The sequence below is a fragment of the uncultured Lactobacillus sp. genome, from assembly GCF_944327175.1.
GTDB lineage: Bacteria > Bacillota > Bacilli > Lactobacillales > Lactobacillaceae > Lactobacillus.
Genome location: NZ_CALVGT010000017.1, coordinates 107,763 through 124,226, shown reverse-complemented (window position 1 = coordinate 124,226; position 16,464 = coordinate 107,763). Strand labels below are relative to the sequence as shown.

General features: G+C 51.4%; 17 protein-coding genes. 8 read left to right on the top strand and 9 right to left on the bottom strand.

Features of this window, described 5'->3' with window-relative positions:
- Window positions 1-45: 45 nt before the first annotated feature.
- Window positions 46-525, bottom strand: coding sequence for a GtrA family protein (locus tag Q0J41_RS02985; protein ID WP_296225916.1), 480 nt, complete (start codon window positions 523-525; stop codon window positions 46-48).
- The gene (locus Q0J41_RS02980) at window positions 518-964 is read right to left on the bottom strand and encodes a flavodoxin (protein WP_296225914.1); all 447 of its coding nucleotides are present in this window, start codon (window positions 962-964) and stop codon (window positions 518-520) included. The genes Q0J41_RS02985 and Q0J41_RS02980 overlap by 8 nt, the downstream gene beginning before the upstream one ends.
- A 146-nt stretch (window positions 965-1,110) precedes the next feature.
- Between Q0J41_RS02980 and map the strand changes: the two genes are divergently transcribed.
- The 3 genes from map to galU all read left to right on the top strand — a co-directional run bounded on the left by map (window position 1,111) and on the right by galU (window position 3,893).
- Window positions 1,111-1,938: a type I methionyl aminopeptidase gene (map, locus tag Q0J41_RS02975; RefSeq protein WP_003612256.1), complete on the top strand. Its 828-nt coding sequence runs from the start codon at window positions 1,111-1,113 to the stop codon at window positions 1,936-1,938.
- A gap of 2 nt (window positions 1,939-1,940) precedes the next feature.
- Complete coding sequence (locus tag Q0J41_RS02970; RefSeq protein ID WP_296225910.1) at window positions 1,941-2,855, top strand: YihY/virulence factor BrkB family protein; 915 nt, start codon at window positions 1,941-1,943, stop codon at window positions 2,853-2,855.
- 123 nt (window positions 2,856-2,978) lie between these two features.
- Entirely contained in the window at window positions 2,979-3,893 is a 915-nt protein-coding gene (gene galU, locus Q0J41_RS02965) for a UTP--glucose-1-phosphate uridylyltransferase GalU (protein WP_296225909.1), read from the top strand.
- A 60-nt stretch (window positions 3,894-3,953) separates the two neighbouring features.
- On the opposite strand, the gene Q0J41_RS02960 is transcribed toward galU, so the two are convergent.
- On the bottom strand, window positions 3,954-4,235 hold the full coding sequence (locus tag Q0J41_RS02960; protein WP_296225908.1) for a hypothetical protein: 282 nt from the start codon (window positions 4,233-4,235) through the stop codon (window positions 3,954-3,956).
- Between the two features lie 115 nt (window positions 4,236-4,350).
- Here Q0J41_RS02960 and Q0J41_RS02955 point away from each other — a divergent pair, with 115 nt between their 5' ends.
- The gene (locus Q0J41_RS02955) at window positions 4,351-5,322 is read left to right on the top strand and encodes an alpha/beta hydrolase (RefSeq protein ID WP_296225906.1); all 972 of its coding nucleotides are present in this window, start codon (window positions 4,351-4,353) and stop codon (window positions 5,320-5,322) included.
- Window positions 5,323-5,697: 375 nt separating this feature from the next.
- Here Q0J41_RS02955 and rlmD read toward each other — a convergent pair whose 3' ends face one another.
- Window positions 5,698-7,080, bottom strand: a complete 1,383-nt coding sequence (gene rlmD, locus Q0J41_RS02950) for a 23S rRNA (uracil(1939)-C(5))-methyltransferase RlmD (protein WP_296225904.1) — start codon at window positions 7,078-7,080, stop codon at window positions 5,698-5,700.
- Window positions 7,081-7,241: 161 nt separating this feature from the next.
- Here rlmD and recX point away from each other — a divergent pair, with 161 nt between their 5' ends.
- Complete coding sequence (gene recX / locus Q0J41_RS02945) at window positions 7,242-8,057, top strand: recombination regulator RecX (protein WP_296225901.1); 816 nt, start codon at window positions 7,242-7,244, stop codon at window positions 8,055-8,057.
- A 21-nt stretch (window positions 8,058-8,078) separates the two neighbouring features.
- A complete protein-coding gene (locus tag Q0J41_RS02940; protein ID WP_296225899.1) occupies window positions 8,079-8,555 on the top strand; it encodes a hypothetical protein in 477 nt (158 codons plus the stop codon).
- On the opposite strand, the gene Q0J41_RS02935 is transcribed toward Q0J41_RS02940, so the two are convergent.
- Window positions 8,552-9,019, bottom strand: coding sequence for a hypothetical protein (locus Q0J41_RS02935; RefSeq protein ID WP_296225896.1), 468 nt, complete (start codon window positions 9,017-9,019; stop codon window positions 8,552-8,554). The two genes, Q0J41_RS02940 and Q0J41_RS02935, sit on opposite strands and share 4 nt — an antisense overlap.
- A gap of 101 nt (window positions 9,020-9,120) precedes the next feature.
- On the opposite strand from Q0J41_RS02935, the gene Q0J41_RS02930 reads away from it, so the two are divergent.
- Together Q0J41_RS02930 and Q0J41_RS02925 are read left to right on the top strand one after the other, a co-directional pair.
- A complete protein-coding gene (locus Q0J41_RS02930; protein WP_296225894.1) occupies window positions 9,121-9,984 on the top strand; it encodes a hemolysin family protein in 864 nt (287 codons plus the stop codon).
- Window positions 9,984-11,555 (top strand): peptide chain release factor 3, encoded by a 1,572-nt coding sequence (locus tag Q0J41_RS02925; protein ID WP_296225891.1) that lies wholly within the window; start codon window positions 9,984-9,986, stop codon window positions 11,553-11,555. The genes Q0J41_RS02930 and Q0J41_RS02925 overlap by 1 nt, the downstream gene beginning before the upstream one ends.
- 74 nt (window positions 11,556-11,629) lie before the next feature.
- Here Q0J41_RS02925 and Q0J41_RS02920 read toward each other — a convergent pair whose 3' ends face one another.
- The 4 genes from Q0J41_RS02920 to Q0J41_RS02905 all read right to left on the bottom strand — a co-directional run bounded on the left by Q0J41_RS02920 (window position 11,630) and on the right by Q0J41_RS02905 (window position 16,366).
- Window positions 11,630-11,818, bottom strand: a complete 189-nt coding sequence (locus Q0J41_RS02920) for a hypothetical protein (RefSeq protein WP_296225889.1) — start codon at window positions 11,816-11,818, stop codon at window positions 11,630-11,632.
- A gap of 21 nt (window positions 11,819-11,839) precedes the next feature.
- Window positions 11,840-13,477: a multicopper oxidase family protein gene (locus Q0J41_RS02915; RefSeq protein WP_296225886.1), complete on the bottom strand. Its 1,638-nt coding sequence runs from the start codon at window positions 13,475-13,477 to the stop codon at window positions 11,840-11,842.
- Window positions 13,478-13,775: 298 nt separating this feature from the next.
- A complete protein-coding gene (locus Q0J41_RS02910) occupies window positions 13,776-14,054 on the bottom strand; it encodes a DUF1827 family protein (RefSeq protein ID WP_296225884.1) in 279 nt (92 codons plus the stop codon).
- 116 nt (window positions 14,055-14,170) lie between these two features.
- The gene (locus Q0J41_RS02905) at window positions 14,171-16,366 is read right to left on the bottom strand and encodes an ATP-dependent Clp protease ATP-binding subunit (protein ID WP_296225882.1); all 2,196 of its coding nucleotides are present in this window, start codon (window positions 16,364-16,366) and stop codon (window positions 14,171-14,173) included.
- Between the last annotated feature and the right edge of the window lie 98 nt (window positions 16,367-16,464).

Genomic DNA, 16,464 nt, shown 5'->3' with positions numbered 1-16,464 from the left:
TAATTAAATAACTTGCATGAATGAAAAAAGCAGTGAAGCTCAGCTTCACCGCTTTTTAATTTTCTTCTCCAGCTTCCGTCTGAGGCTTCTTTCCTGCTGTTCAAAGACGGATTTGGTGGTCAGGTAGTTGAAGATGCCGACCAGGACCTGGTCGATGATCTTGACGATCAAGGCCGGCCAGCCGAAGATACTCATCCCCAGCCACATGATCAAGGTGTCCGGCAGCAGACTAATGATCCGGTAGGCGAAAAAGGACAGCAGCTTCTGCCACAAACTGTGCTCATGGTCCACGTTCTTGGTGAAGACCGCCTTGTGGTTGAACCAGAAGGAGGCCAGGTTGGATACGATAAAGGCAACCGTGTTGTCGATGACCAGAACGGTGTGTAAAACGTCATGCATGAACATGAAGACAACCGTGTTGATTAGGGCCGCGACGAAGCCAAAGAACATGTAGACCCATAAATTGCGGTGGCGCTTGAAGATCCGTTCACCTAAAGCCCGCCGCCGGTTTAAATTTTTATCCATTTAATTTGTCCGCCAACTCCTCAGCAGCTTGATCGATGCGCGCGATATCGTCATCGTCAGGAGCGTTTTCAACCGTGAGCGGTGGAATCAGTTCCTTGGCCCCGCAAGCCAGGAAGGCCTTCTCAAAGTCAAAAACGTTCTCGCAGTAGTGTTCCTTATAGGTCTTGTCGCCAGAACCCATGACGGCAAAAGACTTGCCGGTCAAGTCCAGCTCCTTGAGTTGGTCGTAAAAGTCAGCAATTTCGTCAGTCATGGCGCCTTCGCCGTAAGTGTAGGTGATAAAGACGCACAGGTCGCTGTCTAAATAATCGCTGGCGTCGGTAAAGCTGACGTCAGAAGAATCTACTTCCAGGCCTTGGTCCAGCAGGTCTTCCTCCAGGATTTCGGCCATATCCTCGTCGTTGCCGGTCATGCTGGCAAAAACAATCTTTGCTCTCATAAGTTAAGCTCCCAAAAAATAATTTCTAGAGTATTATACACGATTTGCCCCGGCTTGGCGAATCCAGCGCTTTGCTACTTTAGCAAACTTTTAAAAAAGGTTATAATAGTGAAGACAAACTACTTCATTATGAAAGGAAAAACAAATTGATTACTATTAAATCTGTTCGTGAATTGAAGGGCATGCAGGCTTCAGGCCACTTGCTGGCAACCATGTTCGAGGCCCTGCGTGACGTGATCAAGCCAGGCATCTCCACCTGGGACATTGAAGAATTCTGCCAGGAATTCGTTTCCAGCCGGGGCGGCCGCTTGTCAGAACAAGGTTTTGAAGGCTACAAGTACGGTACCTGCATCTCCGTCAACGACGAAATTGCCCACAACATCCCGCGTAAGAATGTCTTTTTAAAGGAAGGGGACTTGGTCAAGGTTGACGTAACCTGCAACTTGAATGGCTATGAATCAGACTCCTGCACCACTTACGGGGTTGGCCAGATCTCAGAAGAAGACCAGCACTTGATGGACGTGACCAAGAAGGCCATGTACATGGGGATCGACCAGGCGGTTGTCGGCAACCGGATCGGGGACATCGGCGCTGTTATCCAGCACTATGTTGAAGATGAAGAAGGCTATGGCGACGTCCGGGAACTGATCGGCCACGGCATCCAGCCATCCATCCACGAAGATCCGGAAGTTCCTCACTGGGGCAAGGCCGGCCACGGCCTGCGTCTGCGGGAAGGGATGACGATTACCGTTGAGCCGATGGTTGAAGCCGGTGGGGACTGGCGGATTTTGCAAAAGACGGTTGATGACCCGAATGACGACTGGGTTTTCTACGCTACTCCGGACGGGTCAAAGTCAGCCCAGTTCGAGCACACTTTTGCCATCACCAAGGACGGCCCGAAGATCTTGACTTTGCAAAAGCCATACGACGGCCTGGAAAAGTACATCCCGCACTTTGACGAAATGGAAGACTAAGCATGACGGAAAAAGTTGAGCCAGGACAAAAGGGAGTCCGGCGCTTTTTTGCAACTCTTTCCTCGGTTGTTTCCCAGGGGGAGATTTTTCAAAGTTCCATCGTGATTGCCTACTACATCCTGTTTTCAATTTTTCCCATCGTCATCATTGTCGGTAACGCCCTGCCCTGGTTTCACCTGGACACCGGACCGATTGCCGACTATTTGGAGATGATCTTCCCAAGTGACGTGGCCCGCTATATCATCCCGATCGTCGATACCCTGCTTAAGTCGAATTCGACCAGCTACATCTCCTTCGGTGCGATCATGGCCTTGTGGTCCATGTCCTGTATGGTGAACGCGGTCAGAATCGGGATGAACCGCCTCTATGGCGTCCACAATAAGGAACTGAAGCTGGGCTTCTGGCACTTTATCTGGAACCGGACCTTGACGGTGATCTTCAGCGCTTTGATGGTCACTATGTTTATCCTTTTGGCCCTGGTCGTGGTCTTTGGCCAGGAGGTCCTGCACTTTCTGGCTCCTTACCTCAACCTGTCTCTGGTCCGGATTGACAAGCTCTTCAGCTACCGCTGGCTGGTTTTGCTGGTCTTGATGCTGATCGGTGTTTATTATTTAAACGCTGTAGCGCCCAATGTCCACTTCAAGAAGTCGCTTTTGCCCGGGACCATCGTGACGGTGGCCGGCTGGGAAGCCCTGGCTTATCTTTTTTCCTTCTATTTGAAAAAATTCCCGGTCAAGTGGGAAAATTATGGTATAGTTGGAACTTTTATCATTTTTATGCTTTGGCTCAACCTCCTAGCCATCCTTTTGCTTTTTGGCACGGCGGTCAATGTCAGCTTGGACCAGCTGCGCTATGGGCCAGCGACCTATTCCAACGGCCCTTTGGCTGAGTTTATCGCCAAGCGGCGGAAAAAGTAATTTCCCTATTTCTGGAAGATTGGTCTAAGTTTACTAGATTCTTCTCTAGAAATATGTTATTATACGCTTGCATTTAAAATGCTTTCATTAATGTGCGAAGTTAAGAAAAGAGGATGTAAATACATGAAAGTCAGAAAAGCGATCATCCCAGCTGCCGGTTTGGGAACCAGATTTTTGCCAGCAACCAAGGCTATGCCTAAGGAAATGCTGCCAATCGTTGACAAGCCAACTATTCAATTTATCGTTGAAGAAGCCATCGCTTCAGGGATTGAAGACATTCTGATCGTTACTGGCAGAAGCAAGCGGTCAATCGAAGACCACTTCGACTCAAACCCAGAACTGGAAGACAACTTGACTGAAAAGCACAAGGATGCTTTGCTGAAGTTAGTGCGGGAAACCACCATGTCCAACATGAAGGTCAACCTGTACTTCACCCGTCAGCCGCATCCAAACGGCTTGGGGGATGCCGTAAACCGGGCCCGCAGCTTCATCGCCGGTGAACCTTTTGTGGTTATGCTGGGCGACGACTTGATGAGAGACAAAGTTCCTTTGACTAAGCAGCTGATCAACCGCTATGATGAAACACACGCTTCCACCATCGCGGTTATGAAGGTGCCGCATGAAGAAGTCAACAAGTATGGTGTCATCGACCCAATCGGCGAAACTGCTCCTGACCTGTACAACGTTAAGGCCTTTGTGGAAAAGCCAGACGTCGACAAGGCTCCAAGTGACCTGGCCATCATCGGCCGCTATCTGCTGACTCCGGAAATTTTTGACATGCTGGACAAGCAAAAGGCCGGTGCCGGCGGTGAAATCCAATTGACTGACGCCATCGACGCCTTGAACAAGACCCAACGGGTCTTCGCCCACGAATTCAAGGGCCAGCGCTTTGACGTCGGCAACAAGGAAGGCTACATGGAAACTTCCATCCAATACGGCCTCCGTCACCCAGAAACCAAGGATGCTTTGCGCAAGTACATCATTGACTTGGGCAAGAAGCTGGAAAGCGAAGGCAAGAAGAAGCCAGCCGGCAAGTAAAATACGTAAAGAAAGAAGCTGTCTGAAGATCAGACAGCTTCTTTTTTCTACGCTTTCTTGTTACTTGCAGACGATCTTGCCCTCAGCTGGCAGGATCTGGACCCCGTAGACGGGAATTTCTTCTACCTGCCAGCAGAAGCTGAGGGGGATGGACTTGCTCCCCTTGCCGGTCAGCTGGCGGAATTTGGCCAGGGTCATGGGCGTCTTGCCGCACAAGAGCTGGCAGTCTTCCCGGGCTAAGACAAACTTGCTGAGGGGAAGGGTCTGGTCTTTTACCTGCAGGTAGAGGACATTTTGCCCGCCCAGATCAGTCAAGAGCTGTAAAAAATCTTCGAGCAACATGGGTAATCCTTTCTTTTTTTATTGTGGTATACTGTTCATATTGCTAAAAATAAAGCAACAAAGCGATAGAAATGACAGAAACTATAGATAAAGAGAGAAAGAGGAGAGAGAATAGGTGGAAAAGAAGAATCAAAAGAGAAGCAAGTCCAGCCGGCTGGTCAAAATTTTAGGAGGCCTCTTGGCTGTCTTAGCCATGGCCCTGGCCGGAGCCGGCTACTACTTTTTCAACATTGCTGTGGTGCCGGGCAAGAAAAGCTTCGTGACCAACGGAACGGTGAAGTTGACCAAGTCCACCCCCCAGTATAAGCAGAAGCTCTGGTACAAGCAGGTGACAAAGCAGCACTGGCAACTGCGGTCGGCTAAGAACAATTATCTCCTCCAGGCTAATTATATTCCAGCTAAAAATTCAGCCAAAACTGTGATCATCCTGCATGGCTACATGTCCAACAAGGAAAATATGGGGGCCTATGCCCAGCTTTTCCACTCCCTGGGCTATAATACCCTTTTGCCAGACGCGGAAGCTCATGGGCAAAGCCAGGGCAAGTATGTCGGCTACGGCTGGCTGGAGAAAAACGACGTCAAAAAGTGGGCCGAGCAGGTGATTAAGAAAAATGGCCAAAAGAGCAAGATCGTGATTTTCGGGGTTTCTATGGGCGGAGCCACGACCATGATGACTTCCGGCTTAAAACTGCCTAAGCAGGTCAAATGCTTTATTGAAGACTGCGGCTACACCAATGCCAAAAACGAAATCGAGCACGAAGCCAAGGTCCTCTATAATATGCCGGCCTTTCCCCGTTTTCCCCTGGTGGAAATCTTGAGCGGGATTACCAAGTTAAAAGCCAGCTACTTTTTGGCCCAGGTCTCAAGCCTTGCGCAGCTGAAGAAGAATACCCGGCCCATGCTCTTTATCCACGGCAGCAAGGATACTTTTGTCCCAACCGAAATGGTTTATAAAAATTACCGGGCCAGCCGGGGGCCAAAGCAGCTCTTGATCGTCAGGGGAGCCCAGCACGCCAAGTCCTATGAGCACAATCCGGCTTTATATGCACGCACGGTCAAGCAATTTTTAGCAAAATACGTTAAATAATCTCTTGCAAGCGTTTGCATATCATGCTATACTGAAGGCGTGGAAGAGGTAGAAAACAACTAAACAGAAGTTTTTATCTCCAGATTGTAATTATTATTCGTTGTCTCTCTTATTGAGACCATAATAAAGGCTTGAAGCTTTTAACCAAGTGGCGATACACAATAGTCTAATTCATTTCATACGCTAGCACGTAAAACTCGAACAAGTGACTGTTTTATCTTAGCCGGTATTAGCCATTGGTGAATTCTTAAAATTGAATATCGTGACTATTAATTTGATGAGCTACCTCATCCACTTGGAAAGACTGCCGAGAGCAGTTTAAAGGCGAGAAGATTTGATCTTCTCGCCTTTTCTAATGCTTATTTTTTTGTGTTCCTACTTGCGCAGGGTCAGCTTGGCGATGCACTCGCAGCGCGGGGTCTGCGGCAGCATGTCGACGTTTTCGATGACCCGGACGTCGTAAGCCTCGCCCAAAAGGACCAGGTCCTGGGCCAGGGTGGACGGGTTGCAGGAAATGTAAACGAAGCTGGCTGGCTTGACTCTGAGCAGGGTCTTAATCAAGGACTTGGCCAGGCCGGTCCGCGGCGGGTCGACAATCAAGGCGTCGATCGGCAGGCCGTCTTCCTTTAAGCGGGGGAGGAGCTTTTCCACGCTGCCCTGCAGGTATTCTGCGTTTCTGACATGGTTGAGCTCGACATTGTGCTGGGCGTCCAAAACAGCTTCAGGGATGCTTTCAATCCCGACCACCTGCTTGACCTGGTCAGCGGCCAAAATACCCAGGGTGCCGACCCCGGAGTAAGCATCGATCAAGGTCATGTCTGGCGTTAAGCTGAGCAGCTTCAAGGCTTCAGAATACAGGGTAGCCGTCTGGACCGGGTTCAGCTGGAAGAAGGCCCGGGGGCTCAAGGCAAACTTCTTGCCCATGATTTCTTCCGTGATCTGGTTCTTGCCCCGGAGTTTGCTGGTCTTGTTCCCCCAGACTTGCGGGTTCTGCCAGTCGGTTTCGTTTTGGTAGACGGAAACGACCTTTGGCAAGCACATGATTTCGTCAGCCAGCTGCAGCAGATTGTCCAGCTTGTGGCCAACAGTGATCAAGGTAACCTGCATCTCCTGGCTGGCTTCTGCCTGCCGGACGACGATGGTTTTAACGCCTGGCAAGTTCCGCCGGCGGTTGGCGATTGGCACGCGGAATTTGATGATCAGATCCCGGATGGCCCGTTCAGTTGCCTGGGTATCCTTGCTCTGGGTCGGCATTTCCGGCAGGTCGATCAATTGGTGGGAGTTGGGCGCGTACAGACCCAGGGAAATATGGTGGTTTTCCCGTTCGATCTGGTACTGAGCCTTGGCCCGGTAGTGCCACTGGTCTGGGGCCGGGATGGTGTTCTTGATCTTGTAGTTCTTGTAGCCGCGCGGGTGGTACTTTTCAAGGGCGGAAAGCAGGTTGTCCTTCTTGAACTTGAGCTGGCCTTCGTAAGAGAGGTGGGCCAGTTCCAGGCCCCCGATTCTCGGGTCAACGCCGGATGGGAAGGGAACCCGGTCAGGGCTGGCTTCCTTGATCCGTACTAACTCACCTTCCAGGTATTGGGGGTGGTCCTTGATGATCTTGGCCACCACGACTTCGTCTGGCAGGGCGCCGGGGATGAAGATGATCTTGCGCTTGTAGTAGCCGATCCCTTCACCGTTGATCCCCAGCCGCTTGATGGTGATGATGACGTGCCGCTCTTTCGGAGCGTTTTTTGAAAAATGTTTTTTCTGCATTTGAGCCTTCTTCTTTGTCTATTCTTTCTACAATAAAAATAACTGGAAACTTCGCGACATACTATTATACAGGGCTTTTTAAAAGGGACGCAAGTTTTTCGCAGCTTTTGCGGCAATTTGCTAAGATAGAGTTGCCAGATTTGCCAAATAAGGAGGAAAAAATGGCTATTATCACGAAAGTTAGTGCACAAAAGCGGCAGGGGCGCTACAATATTTTTTTGGACCAGGAATATGCTTTTTCCGTCAGTGAGAAGACCCTGGCGGAATTTGTCCTGCTCAAGGGCCAGGAGCTTAACCCCCAGAAGATCAATGAAATCTTGGACTATGAAGCCAGCGCCAAGGCCAGCGACCTGGCGGCCAGATACCTGTCCTACCAGCCCCGGACGGTCAAGGAAGTGACTGACTATCTCAGCCAGCATGAAATTTCCCAGTCAGCGGCTAAGCGCGCCGTTGCCGAGCTGACCCAGCTGGGCTACCTGGACGACGCGGCTTATGCCCGCCTTTTTGTCAAAAATAACCTCCAGGTCGGCAAGAACGGATCAGGGGCTGTCCGCCGGGACTTAAAGAAAAAGGGCGTTGACGATGACTTAATCGAAGCCGCCCTGGCAGACGTGACTGATGAGGAATGGGCCAGGGTTGGCAAGCGCCTGGTCAAGTCACTTTTGGGCCAGCAGGGGAAGATTGCCAAGCGGGAAGTTGACCGCAAGATGCAGACTAAACTGCTCAGCCACGGTTTCTCCGGTTCCCTGGCCCAAGCCGTGATCCAAGAATTAGTCCCGGAAGCTGACGAAGACCAGGAAAGAGAGGCTCTGGCCAAGCAGGGCCTCAAGGCTTACAAGCGCTTTAAGCGCTATGAGCCGGGCGTAAGGGAGCAGAAGATGCGGCAGTACCTGTACAGCCATGGCTTTTCCGGGGATGAAATCAGCGCCTTTTTGGCTGGGGAAATCATTCCCTTAGAAGAACTGGAAGAATACTAGAAAATAGAAAGAAGCAAAGAGATGCAGACAGAAATCAACGAACTTACTTTTATCGGCAAGGCCTTTCCCGACCGGATGATGGACGCAAATGGGACCTTTGCGGCTGCCAACCAGGAACTGGAAGCCCACCCGGCCTTTCAAGACTTTGTTAAAGCAGCCGGCCTTGCCGGGCAGCGGGCTTCCTTGATCGTTTTTGGCCCGGAAAACTTCATGTACTGGTACGGAGTGATCGCGCCTAAGGATAGCGAAGTTAGCGGCCTGCTCAAGTTTTCCCTGCCAAGCGCCCGGGTTTTCCAAAAAGAAGAGACAGCCAACGCGGCATACTTTGACCTGCCGCTGAACTTCGAACTGCCCCGCTTTTTGGATGAAGCCGGCGACTTAGGCAGCGACTTCCAGGCTCATCTGGAGGAGAATCCTAACCCTTACATCCTCCGCCAGCTGGATTTAGGCAGTAAAAAACTGACCAAGAGCCTTTACCTCCCGGTCAGTCAGAATTAGGATTGCTTGATTTCAGCGTCAATGGACAAGTTGTCGTATTCGATATAGGCCCCCAGGCAAGTTGAAATGAACATGACCAAGATGACGAAGCCCATGGAGGTGCCGACGATCCATTCCAGGGGCAAAAACAGACGGATCACGATCGTGGCCAGGGTGCAGAGGACAAAGTCCAGGATAAAGTTGGCTACCTGCAAGAGCGGCCGGCGGCGGATGCTGAAGAAGCGGAGAATCTGCTGCAGGAAGCTGTCATAGATGTCTCCGGCCAGCAAATTCAAGGGCCGCTGGATGGTGGCCTTGACGGCCAACATGATGATGGCCCCGACAAAGGCACCTACAGCCGTGCGGAAGGGGTCAGTCGAGTGCAGGACCAGGGCGTTGTAGCCAATCCCGATGATGGCCAGGCTGCAGATGTAGGGGATCAAGAGCAGGAAGACGAAAACTAACATAATGCGGCGCATTTTCATTGGTAAAACACCTCTTTCTACTGGGGTATTTTAACATATTACAGTAAGGTCATATGCTATAATGTAAATATTTAAGGATTTTACGAAAGAGAGTTAAGAAAATGACAAGCGACCCTGCGACCGGCAGCCTGTTTGACAAACTGAGAAGCCGTTTTTCCAGCAATGAAGAAGGCGGCAAGGACCAGCTGCAGGCAGAAATTGACCAGCTGCATGCCGGCAATGTTTTGACTGATACCGAATATTCGATGATTGAGGGCAGCATGGCTTTCCACGATAAAGTAGCCCGGGAAGTCATGGTGCCGCGGACTGACGCCTTCATGATCGATATTGAGGACGACCTGGAGGAAAAACTGGATGACATCCTCCGCCAGCCTTATTCAAGAATTCCCGTCTACCGCCAGGACAAAGACCAGATCGTGGGCGTCATCCACATCCGCACCATTCTTAGAGAGGCCCGCCAGCACGGCTTTGACCAGCTGACTTACGACCGCTTGATCTCTCCGCCCCTTTTTGCCCCGGAAACGATCGAGCTGGACGATTTGCTGGTGCAGATGCAGACCAGCCAGCAGCAATTGGCTATCTTGACCGATGAATACGGCGGGGTGACCGGCCTGGCCAGCATCGAAGACTTGCTGGAAGAAATTGTCGGCGACATTGACGACGAGGTCGACAAGGCGGAAGTTTTGGTCCGGCAGCTGAATGACCGGCAATTTGTCATTTATGGCAAGATGTCTTTGACCGACTTCAACGATCGCTTTGGCACCGACCTGGAAATGGAAGACGTTGACACCTTGGCCGGCTATATGATCACTAAATTAGGCGTGATCCCGGGCAGAGGCGAGCAGCTGGAAGTGCCCCTGGACAACGGCATGGTTTTGACAACCAGAAGAATGCGGGGGTCGCGGCTCTTGACGGTCTTATTGACCCTACCAGAAGAAAATTACGAGGAAGAAACTGAAGAATAATGAACAAAGAACTTTTAGACAAAGTAAACAAGCGGCGGACTTTCGCGATCATCTCCCACCCCGACGCCGGTAAGACGACGATTACGGAACAAATGCTGCTCTTGGGTGGGGTGATCCGGAGCGCCGGGACGGTTAAGGCCCGGAAGACCGGGAACTACGCCACCAGTGACTGGATGGAAATCGAAAAGAAGCGTGGGATTTCCGTTACCTCATCCGTTATGCAGTTTGAATACCAGGGCAAGCGGATCAACATCCTGGACACCCCTGGCCACCAGGACTTCTCCGAAGACACCTACCGGACCTTGATGGCAGTTGATGCCGCGGTCATGGTCATCGACTCCGCCCGCGGGATTGAGCCGCAGACCAAGAAGCTCTTCAAGGTCGTGCGGCAAAGAGGGATCCCGGTCTTTACCTTTATGAACAAGCTGGACCGAGACGGCCGGGAGCCTTTGGACCTGGTTGCTGAACTGGAAGAAGTCCTGGGCATTGAAGGCGTGGCCATGAACTGGCCGATCGGGATGGGGCAGAGCCTGCTGGGCCTCTACGACCTGGTTAACCAGCGGGTTGAACTCTACCACCCGGAAGAAGGGCAGGACCGCTTTATCGCTTTAGAGGCCGGGAAGGCGCCAGCCGGCAGCTCTTTGGCCGATGATCCCCAGTTTGAAGAAACCTTGGGTGAAATCGAGCTTTTGGAAGGGGCCGGAGCCAGCTTTGACCGGGAAAAGATTTTAGCCGGCCAGCAGACTCCAGTCTTCTTCGGGTCAGCCTTGACCAACTTCGGGGTGGAGACCTTCCTGGAACAATTCGTAGACCTGGCACCAGCGCCAGGTGAGCACGAAGTCAACGGGGATGAAGAACTAAAGCCAGATGATGACGAATTCTCCGGCTTTATCTTCAAGATCCAGGCCAACATGAACCCCCAGCACAGAGACCGGATCGCCTTTGTCCGGGTCTGCAGCGGGGAATTCAGCAAGGGCCTGGATGTAACCCTGGCCAGAACCGGCAAGCCGGTCCGCTTGAACAATGCCGTTGAATTTGAATCCAGTGCCCGGGTCCAGGTTTCTGAAGCCGTGGCCGGGGACATTGTCGGTTTGTACGATACTGGCAACTTCCAGATCGGGGACTCCATCTACGCTGGCAAGCGCAAGCTGGAATTCCCGCCGCTGCCGGAATTTACCCCAGAACTCTTCATGCGGGTTTCACCAAAGAACGTCATGAAGCAGAAGTCCTTCCACAAGGGGATGAACCAGCTGGTTCAAGAAGGGGCTGTCCAGCTCTACCGCAACTACCAGACCGATGATTACATTTTGGGGGCAGTCGGCCAGTTGCAGTTTGAAGTCTTCCAGTACCGGATGAAGAACGAATACAACTCTGAAGTTGAAATGACTTCCATCGGCCACCGGGTAGCCCGCTGGATCAACCCTGACCAGCTGGACCCGAAGATGTCTTCTAGCCGGAACCTTTTGGTCAAGGACCGCTTCGGCAATCCTCTCTTCCTCTTTGAGAATGCCTTTGCTGAGCGCTGGTTCCACGACAAGTACCCGGATGTGGAACTGACGGAAAAGCTGTAATGCAAAAGAAAATAGCAAACAAGAAAAACGATGCCGCGAGGCATCGTTTTTTTGCGCATGATTGTTTTGACTGCTTAACATTCAGTCATTTCTGTTTTGCTTTTTGGCAAAAAGTAGTAAATGAGGTCAATGACGGACTGGGCAAACATTACCCCGGCCATCCAGTACATGGCCATCATCATCTTGTTAGTAAAAGTGTAGAAGGCGACGATACCGTACAGCAAGACCCATAAAATCTTCAAGTAAAGGTTGTTGTTCATCATGATTCTTTTACTCCAAATTTTTTAGTGATGGCTGGCCCCGCTGGTCGCATCGTGGTGGCCTTCATGTCCTGCTCTTGAAGCGGCAGTAACGGCTTCGACCAAGCGGCGGCTGGTTTCGGCTTCAGCCGCATGGAAGCAGGCACCCATGTCCATATCTTCAACGTCCATCCCTGGCATGAAGACTTCGCCTGGTTCAACGCCCATTTCTTCTGCAAAGGCGTTGGTGATGGTTTCCATGTCCATCAGCTTGTAGGTCTTGTCCGGATCCTTTGGGTCAACGATTTGGATCTGGGCCATCATGCCGGCATCTTCGTGTTCGATGATGTGGCAGTGGTACATGAAGACCCCGGTGTTTTGGAAGTATACCTTCAGGCGGACAGTTTCGCCTGGGCCGACTTCAATGGTGTCCTTGTAGACATTGATTTCGTTCGGGTTCGGCTTTTGCCCGTTGCGGGAAACGACCAGGAAGTGAGCCCCGTGGATGTGGAAGGGGTGCAGCATCCCTGAAGCAGAGTTGTTGGTGTTGGTTACGTCCCAGTATTCAACTGAGTTCAAGGTCTGCTTCATGTCGATTCTTTCCATGGAGAAGCGGAGACCGTTGATCTTGTCGTGGTCGTCCATGGTTACGTGGCGGACCGGTGCTTCGCTGTTTACGGCCGGGTCGTCCGGAGTAAAGATGTTGAATGGCAGTTTACGGTCGTCTTTTTCAAAGGCGTGGATGCGGAATTCAACCAGCTTGAAGTCGTCAGTGTAGAGGCTGACAACGTCGCCTTCCTTGTAGCCGGCAAAGTCAACGATGACTTGTTGTCTTTCCCCTGGCCCGATCAAAAGCTTCTTAACGTCAATCGGGTGTCTGAGGAAGGAGTCGTCCCCGGCGATCTGGGTCATGGTCAGGTCGTTTTCAAAGTGCAGGCGCCATTCCCGGCGGTTAGACCCGCCCAAGAAGAGCAGGCGGACCTTTTGGGTCGTCACGTCAACGTAAGGGCGGACCACGCCGTTGATCAAAGGCACTTCACCAAAGACGCCCATCGGGTCATAGTCAGCCCGGTAGTCGAGCTGGTTGTCGTGGAAGGTCCGGTCTTGCAGGATGATCGGGAATTCGTCAACACCGTAGTTCTTTGGAATCGGCAGGCGGGCTTCGTTGTCGTCAGTAACCACAACCCCCATAGCTAGGCCCATCCAGACCTGCATGGCCGTTGATGGGCATGGGTGGGCGTGAAGCCAGGTTAAGGCAGCTGGCTGCTCGACCGTAAACTCGATATCCTTTTCTTCGCCTGGGTAAACAGGGGAGTGGCAGGCGCCGTCAGCGATCGGGCCTGGCACTTCCATGCCGTGCCAGTGGAAGGTAGTCAAAACCGGCAGGCTATTTTTCAAATGGACGTGGACGTGCTGGCCTGTCTTGACCACCATGGTTTGGCCGAGCAGCGGTGCATTGTAGCCCCAAGTCTTGGTCTTCTTACCTGGCAAGATTTGGCTTTCGCCTTCCTGAGCCTCAATGGTGTAGTAGATATCATTGCCGTCAACCTTGTCCGGCGCTAAAAGCGGGGGAACGGCCAAAGGCTGGGCCTCTACGCCTGCTGGAATTGTCAGCGGCTTGTAGCCCATGTGGCTCTTGTCAAAGTCTTTTTCAGCATAAAAGTAATCCGGATAAACTGTCATGATCAGTGCCTCCTTATTTTTACTAAATCAACAGTTTAAAATTGCTGCTTTTTACACATTCACTTTCTTTCCTAAAAGCGCTTTCCAGTGCTCAAACAAAATTGTAGAACTATTTTTTAATAAAAAATTGACATAGATCAATTCTGCCGGATTTTTTGAAAAAAAGGCTATTTTTCACAAGTAAATCTACAATTTTGCAAAAAAACAGGTATTTTTTGAATTTTACTGAAAAAGATAAGGAAAGAAAGAGAAAAGATAGAGGCATGAAAAAAGAGCCCGGCAGGGCTCTTTTGAGAAACTACTTGTCAACGTGGATTTCAACCACCCGGCGGTGCTTGTCAACCGTGAGCTGGTAACTGGTCCGGTCGGGAATCAGCCGCTTGACCACGAATTCGAGTTCTTCTTCGCGGATCTTGCGGTGGTGGTTTTCTAATACAATCCCGATGGCGATTGGGCTTTCGGTATAAACTACGGTAGTGTTGCCTAAGGAGTAAACTTTAACGTAGTTCACGCTCGTAGTATTTAGCTGACTGTGAACTAATTCGGCATAGCTATTAGTGACATCAATTAAGTGCATAAAACTTCACCCGTTTCTATTTATCTCTGATATTCCCCTCGCTTTCATTATAGCGCATTCAAGAAAAAAACAAGGATTCTTTTTGGATAATCCTTGTTTTTTCTGCTCAGAGATAGTTATTTTTCTTCGCTAGTTTCAGCGGTTGGCAGGGCAGGAACTTCTTCGGAAATCGTGATTTCCCCGTCCTTTAAGTCAGCCACTAATTGCTTGGCTTCAGTGTGGTCCAGCTTGTAGTCGGCCACCTTGTCTTCAATTTCTTCCTGGATTACCCGGCGAAGCGGACGAGCGCCCATTTCTGGATCGTAGCCTTCTTCAACCAGTTTGTCCTTGGCCGCGTCGGTAACCGTGATGTGCAGGCCCTGGTCGCTGACCATGGCGTTGGTCTTGCCTAAAAGGAGGTTGACGATCTGCAGGAGGTTGCCCTTGGTCAATGGGTGGAACTGGATGATGTCGTCAAAGCGGTTCAAGAATTCCGGCTTGAAGTACTGGCTCATCACCTTGCGTGTTTCTTCAGCTTCATTCTTGTTGTTTTCTGCCGCGAAGCCCACGCTGGCCGTCTTGATCCCCTGGCCGGCGTTTGAGGTCATGATGATGATCGTGTCCTTGAAGGAAACAGTCCGCCCTTGTGAATCAGTCAAGCGGCCATCGTCAAGAATCTGCAAAAAGAGGTTCAAAACATCTGGGTGGGCCTTTTCAACTTCATCCAGAAGGATCAAGCTGTAAGGGTTGTGGCGGACCCGTTCGGTCAATTGCCCGGCTTCTTCATAGCCGACATAGCCCGGGGCAGACCCGATTAATTTGGAGACGGAGTATTGCTCCATGAATTCGGACATGTCGAAGCGGATCATGGCGTCTTCGCTGCCGAACATCTTCAAGGCCAGCTGCTTGGCCAGCTCGGTCTTGCCGACCCCGGTCGGGCCGACAAAGAGGAAGGAGCCGATTGGCCGGCCGGACTTGTTGAAGCCGATTCGGTTTCTTCTGATAGCCCGGGCTACCTTGTCAACGGCCTCGTCCTGGCCGATGACCTTGGCCTTGAGGTCGCTGGCCAGGTTGGCCAGCTGGTTTTCTTCCTGGGCCTGGATGTCGCCGACCGGGATGTTGGTCTTTTCTTCGACGATCTTGTCCATGACCTTGGCCGTAATGGTCGGGCTCTTGTCCGGGTCAACGTTTTGGTCCTTCAGCTTTTCGTATTTTTCAATCTGGTCGCGGTAGTAGGCAGCTTTTTCGTAGTCTTCGTTCTTCAAGGCGTCCTGCTTGAGCTTCTCAGCCGCGTCGATTCTTTCCTGGATCTTTTCCTTGTCGATGTAAGGAATGGTTAGGTTCATTCTTGACCCGGCTTCGTCTAGAAGGTCGATGGCCTTGTCTGGCAGGAAGCGGTCCTGGATGTAGCGTGCAGACAGCTTGACAGCGGCTTCGATGGCGTCGTCAGTGTATTTGACGTGGTGGTAGTCCTCGTAGCGCTTCTGGATCCCCTTAAGAATCTTGATCGTCTCGTCGATGCTTGGTTCCTTGACTTCAACTGGCTGGAAACGCCGGGCCAGGGCGGAGTCCTTTTCGATTTCCCGGAATTCCTTGATGGTCGTGGCCCCGACTAACTGCAGCTCGCCTCTGGCCAGAGCTGGCTTGATGATGTTGCCGGCGTCCATGCCGCCCTCAGAATTGCCGGCGCCGACGATTTGATGGATTTCATCGATAAAGAGGATGATGTCCGGCTGGCTTTGCAGTTCCTTGACCAGCTGCTGCATTCTTTGTTCAAACTGGCCCCGGATCCCGGTCCCTTGCACCATGGAAACCATGTTGAGGGAGATGATCCGCTTGTTTTGCAATTTGGCTGGAACGGACCCGTCCACGATGTCCTGGGCCAGGCCTTCTACAACCGCGGTCTTACCGACCCCGGCTTCCCCGATGAGGACCGGGTTGTTCTTGGTCCGCCGGTTGAGGATTTCGATTACCCGGGCGATTTCCCGGTCCCGGCCGATAACAGGGTCGATCTTGCCCTTCTTGGCCAAAGCGGTCAAGTCCGTCCCGAACTGGTCAAGCAGGGACTGGCCACCGCCATTGCCGCCCCAGCCCGGGGTTGGGCCGCCGGGATTTTGGTTATTGTCACGGTTTGCGCCATTTGACCGCCCGTTCAAAGCGTTGAAGAGGTCGTCAAAGTCGCCGAAAAAGTTGTCATTATTCATTTGATTGCCTTGTTGGTTCCTTAGTTCTTGGTAGCATTGCTGACATAAGTCGATTTCTTTGTTTTGGCCGTTGATCTTCGTGTAAAGATGTATCGAGGCCTGCCGTTGGTGGCAGTTTTGACACAACATGTTAAAATACCGCCTTTCATCAAAGTTCTGCCTAAATTATAGGGCTTAGCACTCTGATTAGTCAAGTGCTAAGCCTTAGGGGAGAAAATAGTCGGCCT